The 13,302-nt window shown below is 73.2% G+C and carries 16 protein-coding genes; 7 read left to right on the plus strand and 9 right to left on the minus strand.

Features of this window, described 5'->3' with window-relative positions; all coding sequences use genetic code 11:
- Positions 1–8: 8 nt before the first annotated feature.
- The 3 genes from PV721_RS33685 to mscL all read left to right on the plus strand — a co-directional run bounded on the left by PV721_RS33685 (position 9) and on the right by mscL (position 1,443).
- The gene (locus tag PV721_RS33685; protein WP_319731105.1) at positions 9–155 is read left to right on the plus strand and encodes an orotidine 5'-phosphate decarboxylase / HUMPS family protein; all 147 of its coding nucleotides are present in this window, start codon (positions 9–11) and stop codon (positions 153–155) included.
- 139 nt (positions 156–294) lie between these two features.
- The gene (locus PV721_RS33690; protein ID WP_319731079.1) at positions 295–819 is read left to right on the plus strand and encodes a hypothetical protein; all 525 of its coding nucleotides are present in this window, start codon (positions 295–297) and stop codon (positions 817–819) included.
- A gap of 120 nt (positions 820–939) precedes the next feature.
- Entirely contained in the window at positions 940–1,443 is a 504-nt protein-coding gene (mscL, locus tag PV721_RS33695; protein ID WP_319731081.1) for a large conductance mechanosensitive channel protein MscL, read from the plus strand.
- Positions 1,444–1,465: 22 nt separating this feature from the next.
- On the opposite strand, the gene PV721_RS33700 is transcribed toward mscL, so the two are convergent.
- Both PV721_RS33700 and PV721_RS33705 read right to left on the minus strand, forming a co-directional pair.
- The gene (locus tag PV721_RS33700; RefSeq protein WP_319731083.1) at positions 1,466–1,678 is read right to left on the minus strand and encodes a hypothetical protein; all 213 of its coding nucleotides are present in this window, start codon (positions 1,676–1,678) and stop codon (positions 1,466–1,468) included.
- 37 nt (positions 1,679–1,715) lie between these two features.
- Positions 1,716–1,901: a hypothetical protein gene (locus PV721_RS33705; protein WP_319731085.1), complete on the minus strand. Its 186-nt coding sequence runs from the start codon at positions 1,899–1,901 to the stop codon at positions 1,716–1,718.
- 73 nt (positions 1,902–1,974) lie between these two features.
- Here PV721_RS33705 and PV721_RS33710 point away from each other — a divergent pair, with 73 nt between their 5' ends.
- Complete coding sequence (locus PV721_RS33710; protein ID WP_319731087.1) at positions 1,975–3,126, plus strand: low temperature requirement protein A; 1,152 nt, start codon at positions 1,975–1,977, stop codon at positions 3,124–3,126.
- A 75-nt stretch (positions 3,127–3,201) separates the two neighbouring features.
- Positions 3,202–4,449 carry a cytochrome P450 gene (locus tag PV721_RS33715; RefSeq protein WP_319731089.1) on the plus strand — a complete coding sequence of 416 codons (1,248 nt, stop codon included), beginning with the start codon at positions 3,202–3,204 and terminating at the stop codon, positions 4,447–4,449.
- Positions 4,450–4,534: 85 nt separating this feature from the next.
- On the opposite strand, the gene PV721_RS33720 is transcribed toward PV721_RS33715, so the two are convergent.
- Positions 4,535–5,029 (minus strand): DUF5949 family protein, encoded by a 495-nt coding sequence (locus tag PV721_RS33720; RefSeq protein WP_319731091.1) that lies wholly within the window; start codon positions 5,027–5,029, stop codon positions 4,535–4,537.
- A gap of 57 nt (positions 5,030–5,086) precedes the next feature.
- Complete coding sequence (locus PV721_RS33725; protein WP_319731093.1) at positions 5,087–5,686, minus strand: hypothetical protein; 600 nt, start codon at positions 5,684–5,686, stop codon at positions 5,087–5,089.
- 187 nt (positions 5,687–5,873) lie between these two features.
- Between PV721_RS33725 and PV721_RS33730 the strand changes: the two genes are divergently transcribed.
- On the plus strand, positions 5,874–6,326 hold the full coding sequence (locus tag PV721_RS33730; RefSeq protein WP_319731095.1) for a DUF6299 family protein: 453 nt from the start codon (positions 5,874–5,876) through the stop codon (positions 6,324–6,326).
- 138 nt (positions 6,327–6,464) lie between these two features.
- Here PV721_RS33730 and PV721_RS33735 read toward each other — a convergent pair whose 3' ends face one another.
- The 5 genes from PV721_RS33735 to PV721_RS33755 form a co-directional block, all read right to left on the minus strand.
- A complete protein-coding gene (locus tag PV721_RS33735) occupies positions 6,465–6,632 on the minus strand; it encodes a hypothetical protein (RefSeq protein ID WP_319731097.1) in 168 nt (55 codons plus the stop codon).
- Positions 6,633–6,703: 71 nt separating this feature from the next.
- Entirely contained in the window at positions 6,704–8,791 is a 2,088-nt protein-coding gene (locus PV721_RS33740) for a SpoIIE family protein phosphatase (RefSeq protein WP_416371240.1), read from the minus strand.
- 12 nt (positions 8,792–8,803) lie between these two features.
- Positions 8,804–9,088 carry a hypothetical protein gene (locus tag PV721_RS33745; protein WP_319731100.1) on the minus strand — a complete coding sequence of 95 codons (285 nt, stop codon included), beginning with the start codon at positions 9,086–9,088 and terminating at the stop codon, positions 8,804–8,806.
- Between the two features lie 24 nt (positions 9,089–9,112).
- Positions 9,113–10,414: an NAD(P)-binding domain-containing protein gene (locus PV721_RS33750; RefSeq protein WP_319731109.1), complete on the minus strand. Its 1,302-nt coding sequence runs from the start codon at positions 10,412–10,414 to the stop codon at positions 9,113–9,115.
- A 67-nt stretch (positions 10,415–10,481) separates the two neighbouring features.
- Positions 10,482–11,867 carry an ATP-grasp domain-containing protein gene (locus PV721_RS33755; protein WP_319731102.1) on the minus strand — a complete coding sequence of 462 codons (1,386 nt, stop codon included), beginning with the start codon at positions 11,865–11,867 and terminating at the stop codon, positions 10,482–10,484.
- Positions 11,868–12,161: 294 nt separating this feature from the next.
- Here PV721_RS33755 and PV721_RS33760 point away from each other — a divergent pair, with 294 nt between their 5' ends.
- Complete coding sequence (locus tag PV721_RS33760; protein WP_319731103.1) at positions 12,162–13,226, plus strand: glycoside hydrolase family 26 protein; 1,065 nt, start codon at positions 12,162–12,164, stop codon at positions 13,224–13,226.
- The last annotated feature ends 76 nt before the right edge of the window (positions 13,227–13,302 follow it).

Consider the following 13,302-nt stretch of genomic DNA (forward strand, 5'->3'; position numbering starts at 1 on the left):
GCGGGCACGTGGGCGGCTCGCTGGGCGGGCACGCGCGGGCGGGGACGCCGCAGGCCGCCTTCGCGGCCGGGGCCTCCCACGTCGTGGTGGGCCGGTCGATCGCGCGGGCCGCCGACCCGGTGGCCGCGCTGCGGCGGGCCCGGGCCGCCTGTTAACTCCTGCGGGTGATGGGGTTGTCCACAGGCTGGGGACCGTCCACAGGCGCCGGCGGGATCCCCGGGGAGGCCGGATCGTGGGAGGTGTCCGGGCGACGGGTCCGGGCACGGCAACTCACTCGGTCTGGTGGTGTTCGTCATGTCCCTTTGTTCCACGGCTTCTTCGACTTCCTCCACGTGTCCCCCCGCGCGCACGGTCCCGCCGTTCCCGCCGCTCCGTGTGGGGCGGGGCGGGGACCGGCTGCGCCGGGCCGTGCGGCGCAGGCGGCGGGCCGCCTCGGCCGGGCTGGCCGTCGTGGCGGCGGCCCTGGCCGTGGGCGGGACGGAGGCCCAGGCTTCACGGGGCGCCGCACCACCGCAGGTACGCGCCTCGCACGCAGCCGCTCCGCCCGCGGCGGTACGGATGGTGTCGGCCCCGGTGCGCATCGCGGACGCCGCGACGGTGCGGCTGCTGCGGCCCGGGGACCGGGTCGACGTGGTCGCGGCCGAGCGCGCGGGGCCGCCCAGGGTGGTGGCCGCGGGCGTCAGGGTTGCCGAAGTACCCCGTCCCGAGGCGGGCGTTGGGGACGGCGGGGCGCTGGTGGTCCTGTCCGTGCCCCGGGACACCGCACGGGATCTCGTGGGGGCGGGCGCCGTGACGCGACTGGCGGTGACGTTGTGTTGATTCGCATGCACGGTCGGTCAATTCACCAGGGGGTGGGGGTCGATTGGACACGCCGCGCCGGGACTGCCGTAGCTTTCGGAACCGTTGGCTCCGTGTTCGGCACATCCGAAGAAAGGCTCAGTGGTGAGCGAGAAGAAGAAGGACAGCGTGCTGGCAGGCTTCAAGGCCTTCCTGATGCGCGGCAACGTCGTCGACCTGGCGGTGGCCGTGGTGATCGGCGCCGCGTTCACGAACATCGTGAACTCTGTGGTCAAGGGGATCATCAGCCCGGTGATCGGCGCGGTGGGCACGCAGAGCCTCGACGGCTACAAGTCCTGCCTCAAGAGCCCTTGCGCCATCGGCCCGAACGGCCAGTCGACGGGCGTGGAGATCCTCTGGGGCTCGGTGCTGAACGCCACGCTGACCTTCGTGATCACGGCGGCGGTTGTCTACTTCCTCATGGTCCTGCCGATGGCGAAGTACCTCGCGCGGCAGGAGGCCCGCCGCAAGGCCCGGGAGGGCGTCCAGGAGACCATGGAGATCACCGAGCTGGCAGTCCTCAAGGAGATCCGGGACACCCTGGTCGCGCAGCGCACCAACGGCGCCCACAGCGCCGCCCCCGGGGGTTCGCGCGACGCTTTCTGACCGATCCGGCCGTCTCGGCGGGTCAGATGTGGTGCGGGGGCTTCTCGTCGAGGAAGCGGGCCAGGTCGGCCGCGCTTCCGCCGGCGGGCGGCCGCTCGCCCCAGCCCCGGTCGGTGTCGTCCGAGGACTGCTGGTCCAGCGGGTCGTCGAAGACCAGCTTCGGCTTCGGCCGGGGCCGGTCGGCCTCGGGGGCGGGACGCGAGGACTGCGGGTCGGAGGCGGGGGCGCTGCTCATGCCTCCAGGGTACGGCCGGCCCCGCCCGCGGCCCGGCTCAGACGGGGGCCTCGGCGCCCCTGCGGGCGTAGAACCACCAGCACACCGCGAGGCGGCTGGCGTAGAAGCCGATGAAGAGCCACAGCGCGTGGGTGCCGGCCGTCGCCGCGAACATCGCCGGGATGAAGCAGAAGCCGTAGGCGGCGATGGCGGAGGAGAAGCCGGTGACGGCGCCCGCCTCCATCTCCGACTGCTTCAGCGCCGCGGCCAGCGCGTCCCGCCTGCCGGAGGCGGGTCCCTCTGGTCTCCTGGCCGGTATGGCCTACTCCCCCATGACCGCCCGCAGCCCCGACGAGGACCACCGCGCGTCCACCCCGCTGGAGCTGTTCTTCGACCTCTGCTTCGTCGTCGCGATCGCGCAGTGCGGGGCACGGCTGGTGCACTCGCTGGCGGAGGGCCATCCCGTCACCGGGGTGCTCGGCTACTTCTTCGTCTTCTTCGGGGTGTGGTGGGCGTGGATGAACTTCACGTGGTTCGCCTCCGCCTACGACTGCGACGACGTGCCGTACCGGATCGCGACCCTGGTGCAGATCGCCGGCGTCCTCGTCTACGCGGCGGGGGTGAGCCGCGCCTTCGACGAGAACGACTGGACCGTCGCCGTCGTCGGCTACATCATCATGCGCGTCGCACTGACGGCGCAGTGGCTGCGGGCGGCCTCCGGGGAGAGCGGCACGGCCCGCACGGCGGCGCTGAAGTACGCGGCCGGACTCGTGCTCTGCCAGCTCGGCTGGGTGGCGCTGCTGTTCGCTCCCGACGACTGGAAGCGGTGGCTGTTCCTGGTCGTGGCCGCCTGCGAGCTGCTCGTTCCGGTGATCGCCGAACACGGGCACCAGACGCCCTGGCACGCCCACCACATCGTGGAGCGGTACGGCCTGTTCACCATCATCGTGCTCGGCGAGACGATCGCCGCGAGCACGGTCGCGGTCAAGTCGGCGCTCGACGAGCACGAGGCCCTCGAGCTGCTGCTGCCCATCGCGGCGGGCGGGCTGCTGATCGTCTTCGCCGCGTGGTGGATCTACTTCGCCGTACCGATGCACGAGCGGCTGACCTCCAACCGCGAGGCGATCCCGTGGGGGTACGGCCACCTGCTGATCTTCGCCTCGGGTGCGGCGATCGGCGCCGGCATCGAGGTCGCGGTGGAACACGCGGTCCACAAGGCGCACGTCTCCCAGGTCGCCGCGAACGCGGCCGTGACCGTCCCGGCCGCGCTGTTCCTGCTGATGGTGTGGCTCCTGCACTCCCGCCACTTCAAGCGCGGCCTCGCCGAGCAGCTGGTGCTGCCGGTGGCGGCCGTGGTGACGCTCGCGTGCGCGTGGACGGGCCCGTACGCCGTGCTCTGGGCGGGTCTGGTGTCGACGGCGACCGTGGCGGTCGGCTTGACCCTGTCGACAAGGTCCGGCCCTCGTTGACCCCCTGGGGCGCCGCCCCCGCAACGGCGTCGCGCGGAACCGTCACTCCCGTGCCCCCGGCGCCGTTTCCAGGCCATGACACTCCCCGCACAACGCCCCGGCGAAGACCCCGCCAGGGAACTGGCCGAGCCCGGCTTCTGGCAGCAGCCCCCCGCCCACCGCCTCGCCGTCTTCGCCCGCCTGCGGGCCGTCGGCACCCCCGTCTTCGTGCCCGAAGGGCCCGGGCACTGGGCCCTCGTCCGGCACGCCCAGGTACAGGAGGCCAGCCGCCTCCCCAAGGTCTTCGCCAGCGCCCCCGGCGTGACCACCCCCGAACCGGCCCGCTGGGTCCGTGCGCTGTTCGGCGACTCGATGGTCAATCTGGACGGCCCCGACCACGCCCAGCTCCGCAAGATCGTGCAGCGGGCGTTCACGCCCCGCCTGCTGGCGGCGGCCGAGGAGGACATCCACGCGGTGGCGGCCCGCATCGTGGACGACGTACTCGCCGACGAGCCGGACGAGTTCGTCTCCGCGGTGGCCTCCCGGCTCCCGCTGGACGTCATCTGCAACATGATGGGCATCCCCGAGCAGTACCGCGCCGAGATCGCCGACCGCGTCAACCACGCCTCCGAGAACATCGGCGTGGAACGGGGCCTGACGGCCCGGCTGCGGATGCCCGGGCGCGGGCTGCGCGCGCTCGCCCGTATGCAGCGGATGGTGGCGGGCATCGGACGGGAGCGGCGCAAGAACCCCACCGACGACCTGATCTCGGCGTTGGTCTGCGCGAACGTGGACGGCCAGGCCCTCGGGGCCCGCCAACTCGGCGCCTTCTTCTCCCTCTTGATGGTCGCCGGGGTGGAGACCACCCGCAATGCGATCACCCACGGGCTGACCCTGCTCACCGACCATCCGGACCAGCGGGACCTGCTGCTCTCGGACTTCGAGAAGTACGCGGACGGCGCGGTGGACGAGATGATCCGCCACTCGACGCCGATCATCCAGTTCCGCCGGACGGTGGCCGCGGCGCACACCATGGACGGGCACGCATTCCGGCCGGGCGACAAGGTGGTGCTGTACTACGCCTCCGCCAACCGCGACGAGTCCGTCTTCCCCGACCCCGACGCCTTCGACATCACCCGCTCGCCCAATCCGCACCTGGGGTTCGGCGGCGGCGGCCCGCACTTCTGCCTGGGCGCGCACCTGGCCCGGGTGGAGATGAAGGCGCTCTTCCGCGAGCTGCTCACCCGGCCGGTCGGGCTGCGCGCGGTGGGACTGCCGGACCTGGCGGGGTCGAACTTCGACAACCGGGTCCGCTCGCTCAAGTTCGCCTTCGAGCGCCCCTGACGGGCCCGGGACGGAGAGGAACCGGCCACCGGGCAGGCTGGGAGCCCGGCGGCCGGAGCGGGTGGCGGCGGCACCCGGCGGGCGGCTACTTCTGCAGCCGCCGCACGGCGAGGACGCAGTGGGCGCTGCCCGTGAGCACGGACTCGTCGCCCGCGAACTCCTGCAGGGTCTTCGCGTCGACCGGCTGCCCGGGGACCGCCTCGGGCCAGGCGCGCGTGGCGAACAGGAAGTAGGCCTGCCCGCTCTCGTCCGCCGCGGCGACCCACTCGTCGGGGGCGGTGCACTGCGCGTTCATCCCGGGCAGGGTGAGCGCGATCTGGTTGCCCTCCAGCAGGATCTGCACCGGGAAGGCGGCCGGGTTGCGCGTGCCGTCCATGACGACGTCGCCGATGGGCAGGCCGATCTCCTCCAGCAGCCCGCGGGCGGCCGCCTCGCCGGCCTCCCGGCCCTTCGGGCCGTCGCCGAGGGTGTAGGCGAGGAGGTACGGGATGTCGTGCGCCTCGGAAGGATCGCCGATCCAGGCGAGCACCGAAAGGGTGCCGAGCTGGGACCGGTCGATTTCGGCTTGAGTAGAAGTCATGCGCCGCACCCTAGTCGTCCCGCCCCCGGCCCTTTCACGGCCTTTCACCCGGGCGGGCTAGACCGCCCAGAATCCCTCTCCGGAATTCGCCTGCATGTTCGCGTCCTGGTACTGGAGACGCACAATGCGCACGTTTTCCGGGATTTCGAACACCACCCATCCTTCGGCCCGCTCACCCACCTCCAGGGAATCGAAGACGAGCGGTTTGCCGGTGGTGAGCTCTCCGGTGGACACCACCGGGTGGCGCCGCCCCGCGCTGTCGTGCGCCCACATGCGTCCGAGCGCCCCGTACGAGGTCCCGCCCACGTTGACGAAGGACATCTGGGCGGCCACCCAGCGCTTGCCGGCGGGCGGGGCGTAGTTCTTCTCGACGCTGATCGCGGGGTCCACGTACGAGGCGAGCACGGCCTGGAGGTGCCGCCCGACCTGTGACCCGTCCACCCGTACGGAGTCACCCACATGGGCATCCTTCACGGCGGTCCGTACGGGTGCCTCCGCGCCCGGCGCCCCGTCGTCCACCGCGACGGCGGGCGCCACGGCCGGGGCGAGCGCGGCTCCCTCGGGAGGGCTCTGGCAGGCCGTGGCACCGAACAGGAGGAACGGGAGGAGGGCGGCGGCGAGGACGGGGGTGTGGCGGCGTGCGGCGGACTGACGCATTCGGGATCCCTTCGGGGATGTATTTCGGTCAGTCTCACGCGCCCGAGCGGGCAATTGCACTCACCGACACGAGCGGGCCCGGGAAGTGCGTGCGACCCGTTGCGGCCAACTGCCAGCACAATGCGTTCCGGCGGATTCCCGCCACACGGATCCATCTGGAGGAAGAATGCGCATGTCCGGCCGCCGAATGACACTGGCAGCTCTCTCCGCACTGGCCGCCACCACGGTATTCACCGTCCCGGCCGGGGCCACTGTTTTCAACCAAGGTATTTCCGTACATCATGACGCTCACATCGACGAGGACGGCGGCGTCATCCTTTCCGGCACCTACCACTGCGAGCAGGCGTCACCCTCAGGGGCGATGCAGATCAAGGCGACCGTCGAGCAGGACGGCACCCAGCTGGGCATCACCGCGGAGCAGCCCGTCTGCGACGGCACCGAGCGCAGGTGGGTGGCGCACGCCCCGGCCCGCGTCGAGGGCCTGCCGGTGGGCTCGCTGACCCTCGGCGAGCGCCTTCACCCGGGCCACGCGAAGGTCACCGCGGAGCTCCAGGAGATCCGCCTCTCGGGTCTGATGCCGAAGTCGGTCGCCACGGTCGCCCAGGACACGCAGGACGTCGAGGTCCGCGCCGGGCATTGAGCGGCAGCGGGCCCGTGGTGAGCGCCCGTTCCGTCCGGTGGCCGCCGCTACCGGGACCGGGCGCTCGGGCCCCGGCCCGCCCGGCCGGCCCGGCAGACCCGACCTGCGACCGGCGGCACCCCCGCACCCCGACCGACGTCAGCGGCACTGGGGTGCGACGTCCGTCATCGACATGAACGCCACCGACCGGCACTCGGCGTCCGCGTGCGGACGCCCCGTCGTCCAGTCCACGACCGTCGGCACCCCGGCCGCCAGCAGGACCAGGGCCAGGACTCCCGTCACGGCGGCCTTGCTCAGCCCGCGCACAACACGATCCGTTCCATGGACCGCATCATCACCCCGCCTCCACCGCCCCACAACCCGGGGTGACCGTCCGGTCACCCGGCGCTCCGGGGGTTGCCGCCGACGGTGAACTCGCACCACACCGCCTTGCCGTCGCCCCGGGACTCCACTCCCCAGTGCGTGGCCAGCGCGTCCACCAGCAGCAGCCCGCGCCCCGTGGTGGCCGCCTCGCCCGGCGTGCGCCGGCGCGGCCACACGCTGGAGCGGTCCTTGACCCACAGCCGGATCCGCCGGACCGGCTCGGGCAGCACCTCCATGGTCAGCACCGCCCCGCCGTCGGTGTGCAGGAGGGCGTTGACCAGCAGCTCACCGGCCGCCAGCTCCACGTCGTCGGCCAGTTCCGGCATACCCCAGTCGCGCAGGGCGTGGCGCAGGGCGTAGCGGGCCTCCGAGAGGCCTTCCGGGTCGGCCTGGTGGACGTACTGATGGATGCGCGGCGCCCGGTGGGTGCCCGGGTCGGGGGCCCGGCGCAGCACCAGCAGGGCCACGTCGTCGCCGGAGCCCCAGCGCTCCCAGAGCCGGTCCGAGAGGTGGTCGGCGAGCGCCTCGGGCGCTTGCGGGCCGCTGCGCACCGCCTGCGCCAGGGCCTCCATGCCCTGCGTGATGGTCGTGCCCGGCTCCTCCACCAGGCCGTCCGTGCACAGGACGAGCGTCTCCCCGGGGACCAGGTCGAGCCGGGTCTCGGGGAACTCCTCCTGCTCGAAGACCGAGGCCAGCCCCAGCGGCAGTCCGCCGCGCACGTTGGGCCAGCCCGTACGCCCGTCCGTGTGCCGGATCAGCGGGCCGAGGTGGCCCGCGCGGACCGCCCGTACGCCTCCGGTCTCCAGGTCCACCTGCGCGTACATGCAGGTGGCGAAGCGCTCGGTGTCCAGTTCGGCGAGGAAGCGCGAGGCCCGGGCCAGCACGGTGGACGGCGGATGGCCCTCCCCCGCGTACGCCCGCAGCGCGATCCGCAGCTGGCCCATGATGGCCGCCGCGTGCGTGTCGTGGCCCTGTACGTCGCCCACCACGATGCCGACGCGGTCCCGGGGCAGCGCGATCACGTCGTACCAGTCCCCGCCGACCTCCCGCCCGCTCCAGGCGGCGTGGTAGCGGACCGCGATCTCGCCGCCCGTGATCTCCGGGATCCGGCGCGGCAGCATGGCGGCCTGCAGGCCCGTCGCGAACTCCCGCTCCTGGTCGAAGAGGAGCGCCCGCTGCAGGGACTGGGCCACGATGCCGGCCAGGCCCAGGCACAGGTTCCGCTCCTCCGGGCTGAACTCGCTGCGCCGCCGGTAGAAGAGGACAAGCCCGCCGATCGCCTTGGCCTGCGCGATCAGCGGCAGGTAGGCGGCCGCGTCGAACTGGATCCGGCCCAGGTAGTCGGCGAGGAGCGGGAACTCGCCGCCGAGCTCGGCGAGCGAGGTGACGAAACGTGCTTGCCGGGTGACCACCGCGTGCGACAGCGGCAGCGATCCGTCCAGCCGGGTGAACCGCCGCTCGCCGAGGATCTCCAGGGTCTCCCCGCTCAGCGCGATGATCTTGATGGTGCCGCCCTCGACCAGCCCCAGGGCCAGCCCGTCCGCACCGAGTCGCTCCAGCGCGCCCGCCCCGGTCAGCGCGGCCGTGACGTCGTCCACCGTCACCGCCCGCGACAGGGCCTCCGTGGTCCGCTGCACGATCGTCGTCTGCTGGGCGCGCGCCGCCTCCAGCTTGCGCAGCAGCGTCGCGTGGGCCAGCTCCGCCGTCGCGTCGCGGACGATCCCCACGATGCGCTGCGGGCGCCCCTCGCCGTCGCGCAGGACCCGGCCCGAGGTGTGCGTCCACTGGTCGGGGCCGTCACGCCGCTGCACCGTGAAGTACGCGCCGTACGTGTCCCCTCCGTCCTCCAGGACTCCCGTGATGGTCTCGGCCAGCCGGGCCCCGTCCTCGGGCCGGATGTGCAGCCCGACCCCCTCCGGGGTGCCGTCGAACTCCCCCGCCCCCAGGTCGAAGACGGACATCGCGGCCTCGTCCAGCAGCACCGTCCCGGCGCCCAGGTCCCACTCGAAACTGCCCATGCCGTTCAGCGCGAGCCGCTCGCCGGGCGCGGTCACCGGGGACCGCCGGACCGGCTCGGGTCCCTCGCGCTCCGCCGCTGCCACCTTCCACACCACCTAACGGCCGGGCCAGCACGGCTGCGAGATCAGCCGCTCCCACTCCTCGTCAGGATGCCCCGGAAGGGTGCGCCCGGCCTCCCGCCAGCGCTTGACGACCGATAGGTAGATCGTGGGCTGGTCGGCGGACGAGGCCGTCGCGTACGGCCCCGCGTACGGACCCCCGTACGGGGCCGCGTACGGGGCGCGTTCGAACCCGCCGGTCCTCGCCGTCGTGGCGGGCTGTTCCGCGCGGCTGGCGGGAATGCGTACCCAGCCGCGGCCCTGTGCTCGCTCCGCGCTCATCACGGACCCCTCTCACCGCGGCTCTCACCGCAGATACGTCGTCGGATGCCCTGGGGGTACCCCCGGAGGAGGTCCGGGGGTAGCAGCCCGGTCGAACCGGGCGACACCGGTGGAGCCCGGCCCCGGACCCCGGGCACCGAGGCGCTTGCGGACTCCTCTCACCAGTCTCCCCGCCGTGAAGCCCGCACCGTGCACGAATCGCATGGAAGGGCCGAATGAGGGAGCCGCCAACAGCCCCGCGAAGAACAGCCCGGGCCACGAGGACTCGAAGCAGGGACTCAGCTCCGGCGCCCCGCTGCCCCCCACGGTCTCGAGCCCCGCCCGCAGCCCCGCGTCGAGCAGCTCCAGCCGGGCCAGGTCCGGCACGAAGCCGGTGGCCGCGATGACGTGCGCGACGTCCAGGACCACGGACTCCCCTGCCCGGGTCGTCAGCCCGAGCCGGGTCCGCTCGCCCACCGCGACCGCCCGCTGCAGCCGGTGCCCGAGCATGACGGGAACGCGCCGCTCGAAGCGGTCCCGCAGCCACCAGGCGCCGGCCGGACCCAGCGCGGTGGCCGCGATCCGCTCCCGCGTGGACGCGGGCAGCCTGTGCACCGCCCAGGGCAGCTCCGACCACACCCAGCTGCGCCAGCCCGTGCCGAGGCCGCTGTGGGGATCGCGCAGGGCGCGCAGCGCGGGCCGCTCCAGGGGCTGCGGGACGGTGTTCCAGTTCAGCCGGGAGCGCCGGGCGACCAGGCACGGCCGGGCGCCCTGCTCGGCCAGCAGGGCGGCGGTCTCCAGGGCCGCCTGCCCGGCCCCGAGCACGGCGACCTCGCGGCCGGCGAAGCGGGTCAGGTCGCGGTGGCCGCTGCTGTGCGAGTAGTGGCCGGGCGGAAGGTCGCCCAGCCCCTCGGGGTGGCGGACGAAGGGCATCACCCCGACCGCGAGGGCGACCGTACGGGCGAGCAGGGGCGGTCCCTCGGCGGTGCGGACGCGGAAGCCGTCGCCCTGCGGGGTCACTTCCGTGACGGTCACCTCCTCCACCTCCGGCGCGGCCTGCCGGGCGAACCACATCCCGTACGCACTGAACGTGCCGATCGGCAGCGGAGTGCCGTGTTCCGCGGCCAGTCCGCGCGTGGCGCAGTAATCGGCCAGGGTGTGCCGCCCGTCCGGCGCGGACAGGTTGGAGGACCAGGGCTCCGACTTCAGGTACATGCCGTCGGGCATGTGGTCGCGCCACGAGGCCATGGGCCGCCCGAGCAGCCGTACACCGAGGCCCGCGCCCGCCGCGTGGGCGGCGATGGACAACCCGTACGGGCCCGCGCCGATCACCACGAGATCGTCGATCCGCGTCACGGCCGCTCCTCCAGCTCCATGGTCACCAGCCCGGCCCGGCCCGCCGCGCCGGCGGTGGTCAATGCGTCACCAGCTCGTCCGGCTCGGCCGGCGCCTCCGGCGGTACGGGGCGGGAGGCGGGCGCGGCGGCCGGCCCGGCGACAGGCGCGGTGGCGGGCCCGTTGGCCGGCGCGGTCGCCGACTGCTCCCCGCCGCGCTGGCGGGGCGTACGGACGACCGCGCGCGCCGTGCGGCGGCCCTGCGCCGGAACCCGGCGCAGGACCCGCACCCCCTTGTCCGCACCACGCCCCAGGAAGGCGGCGAGCATCGCCAGGAACGGCCGCAGGTCGTCGGCGGCGAACCAGGCCGTCTCGACGCCCCCGCCCCGCTTCGGCGCCGGCCCCCCCGCCGGCCGGTCCGGGCCGGTCCGCTGCCCGGCGACCACCGGCAGGGCCGGGTCCGCTACGCCGTCCGCCCGGTCGGCCCCCGCAGGACGCGCGGAGCCCGCCGTCCGGTCCGCCGCGCGGCGGCGCGGCAGCGAGCCGCCCCGGACCGCCGCCAGCAGCGCGTAGTTCTCGGCGACGAACACCCGGCCCGGACCGCCCGAGGGCCGCGGGACCCGTTGGCCCGTCAGATCCAGGTACATCGCCTGGACCACGTCGAGTCCGGTCGCGTCCGTGAACAGCCTGAACTGCGCGCCCGGACGGGGGTTGAAGTCCACCAGCCGGAAGCACCCGTCCTCGTCCCGGCGGAAGTCCAGGTCCAGGATCCCCTGGTAGCCCAGCCGTTCGGCAAGTCGCAGCGCCGCCTCCTCGACCGCCGGATCCGGCAGCCAGCGCCCCACCGCCGTCAGCCCCGTCCGCACCGGCCAGGACATCTCCTTGCGGCCCGATCCCGCGAGCAGCGGAAGACCGCCCCTGGTGAAGGCGCCGTGGAAGAACCAGTCGGTGTCCGGACCGGCCGGCAGGAACCGCTGGAGGAGCAGCCGGCTGCCGGCCTCGGCGGAGCGTTCGTACAGCCGGCGCGCCTCGGCGGCGGTGTGCACCAGCGTGGTGCTCCGCAGCCCGTCGGCCCCGGTGGGCAGCAGCCAGGGCCGGCTCCACTTGGCGACCACCGGCAGGCCGAGTCGCCAGGCCGCCTCGGCCGCCTCGGCCCCGCTCGCCGGAATCACGGTCTCCGGGTGCGGGACGTCCCAGCGCGAACAGAGCCGCGACAGCTCGGCCTTGTCAGCCACCCGCGCGGGCAGGTTGTCGGGCTGATGGGGGATCCGGAACCGGTCGCGGAGCATCGGCGCGACCCGGGACACGGCGATGGCGCTCAGGTCGTCCATGGCGATGAGCACGGCCTGACGGCCGATCCGCTCCGACACTCCGGTCAGGCACTCCAGCAGCGCCTCGGGCGCCTCCGGGTCCAACCCGCCCTCCGGCCCGGCGTGCACGGCGCGCAGGTACCGCGAACGCCCCATCGGACCTCCCCCGGCCTCGACGACGGCATGGACCTCCACGCCCTTGCGGCCAAGGGATCTGACGGCGCCGAGGGTTCCGTGGTGGAACGGATTCCGATCGAGTCTGAGCACGACGGCGGGCACATGGTTGAGATACGCGTGCATGGCAACGGTGTCTTTCACCTAGTCGGACCAAGCGGGGGTGGTGTGCACCTGCTAATGGCCTACGCGGAGGTCACCGAACAGGCCATTCGTCAGATCTGATGCCTAACGTCTTTGGTAAGCACACCGATTCAGGAAAGCTCGGGAGACGCCATGCCCAGACCACGCCGCCGACTGGTGAGCACCTGCATCGGTACGGTCACGGCCGGACTGCTCGCCACCGGGGCCGCACTCGCGGCCCCCGGCGAGGACCGGTCCGAGGGCTCGGACATCGCCATGGGCGCCTACCTCAACTACGGGCCGCGCGGCGTGGCCCGGATCCCGCACCTGTCGCGCTGGCTGGGCGGCAAGGAGATCCGGGTCGGACACACCTATCTCCCCGGTGACCAGTGGGCCGGCATCGAGGGCAGGGTCTCCTTCCTCGCGGACTGGGCCGAATGGCGCCAGGAAGAGGACGACCGGATGTTCGTCCTCAACGTGCCGATGCAGGAACGGAACGAGGGCCGCGTGCCCGACTACGAGGTGGCCCAGCTGATCAGGGAGGGCGCCGAGGGGCAGTACGACCGGCACTTCAAGAGGCTCGCCGAGCGGCTGGTGTCGCTGGGCGTCCCGGACACGGTCATCGTGCTCGGCTGGGAGATGAACGGCGTCACCTACACCCACCGCTGCGCGCCGGACCCGGAGAACTGGAAGGCGTACTGGCGGCGCATCGTCACCACGATGCGCTCGGTGCCCGGACAGGAGTTCAAGTTCGACTTCGCCCCGAACAGGGGCACGGACGCGATCGGCTGGACGAAGTGCTACCCCGGCGACGACGTGGTCGACGTCATCGGAATGGATTCGTACGACCAGGGCCCCGGACGGACCTTCGACGACCAGATCACCCAGCCGTACGGGCTCCAGCGGCACGTCGACTTCGCGAAGGCACACGGCAAGGAGATCTCGTACCCGGAGTGGGGGCTGTTCCGTCGCGGGGACAACCCGGAGTACGTACGGCGCATGCTGAAGTGGATCGAGCAGCACAAGCCGCTCTACCACACCATCACCGACTACTGCCCGCACGGCGTGTGGCAGTGCAAGCAGAACCCGCAGTCCGCGAAGGCCTTCCGCGACGCACTGGTGCCCGAGCGGCCCGGCCCGGTGATCCCGACCCCGGTCTCCCTGGGCATCATCTGCGGTGCCCGGGTCACCACCCCATCCCCAAGCTTGATGGCCTGAAAGAGGCGGGGGGCGGCCGAGGCCGCCGCCCGCCAGGAGAGCATCGACGCGTAACCGGAGCTACGGAGCTACGGAG

This window comes from Streptomyces sp. MB09-01 (assembly GCF_033794505.1).
Taxonomy (GTDB): domain Bacteria; phylum Actinomycetota; class Actinomycetes; order Streptomycetales; family Streptomycetaceae; genus Streptomyces.

Excerpts from the sequence above, each read along its gene's own strand:
- PV721_RS33690 (WP_319731079.1), top strand. The coding sequence starts at position 295 with ATGTCCCTTTGTTCCACGGCTTCTTCGACTTCCTCCACGTGTCCCCCC.
- PV721_RS33700 (WP_319731083.1), bottom strand. The coding sequence starts at position 1,678 with ATGAGCAGCGCCCCCGCCTCCGACCCGCAGTCCTCGCGTCCCGCCCCC.
- PV721_RS33705 (WP_319731085.1), bottom strand. The coding sequence starts at position 1,901 with ATGGAGGCGGGCGCCGTCACCGGCTTCTCCTCCGCCATCGCCGCCTAC.
- PV721_RS33710 (WP_319731087.1), top strand. The coding sequence starts at position 1,975 with ATGGCCTACTCCCCCATGACCGCCCGCAGCCCCGACGAGGACCACCGC.
- PV721_RS33715 (WP_319731089.1), top strand. The coding sequence starts at position 3,202 with ATGACACTCCCCGCACAACGCCCCGGCGAAGACCCCGCCAGGGAACTG.
- PV721_RS33720 (WP_319731091.1), bottom strand. The coding sequence starts at position 5,029 with ATGACTTCTACTCAAGCCGAAATCGACCGGTCCCAGCTCGGCACCCTT.
- PV721_RS33725 (WP_319731093.1), bottom strand. The coding sequence starts at position 5,686 with ATGCGTCAGTCCGCCGCACGCCGCCACACCCCCGTCCTCGCCGCCGCC.
- PV721_RS33730 (WP_319731095.1), top strand. The coding sequence starts at position 5,874 with ATGACACTGGCAGCTCTCTCCGCACTGGCCGCCACCACGGTATTCACC.
- PV721_RS33745 (WP_319731100.1), bottom strand. The coding sequence starts at position 9,088 with ATGAGCGCGGAGCGAGCACAGGGCCGCGGCTGGGTACGCATTCCCGCC.
- PV721_RS33755 (WP_319731102.1), bottom strand. The coding sequence starts at position 11,867 with ATGGGGCGTTCGCGGTACCTGCGCGCCGTGCACGCCGGGCCGGAGGGC.
- PV721_RS33760 (WP_319731103.1), top strand. The coding sequence starts at position 12,162 with ATGCCCAGACCACGCCGCCGACTGGTGAGCACCTGCATCGGTACGGTC.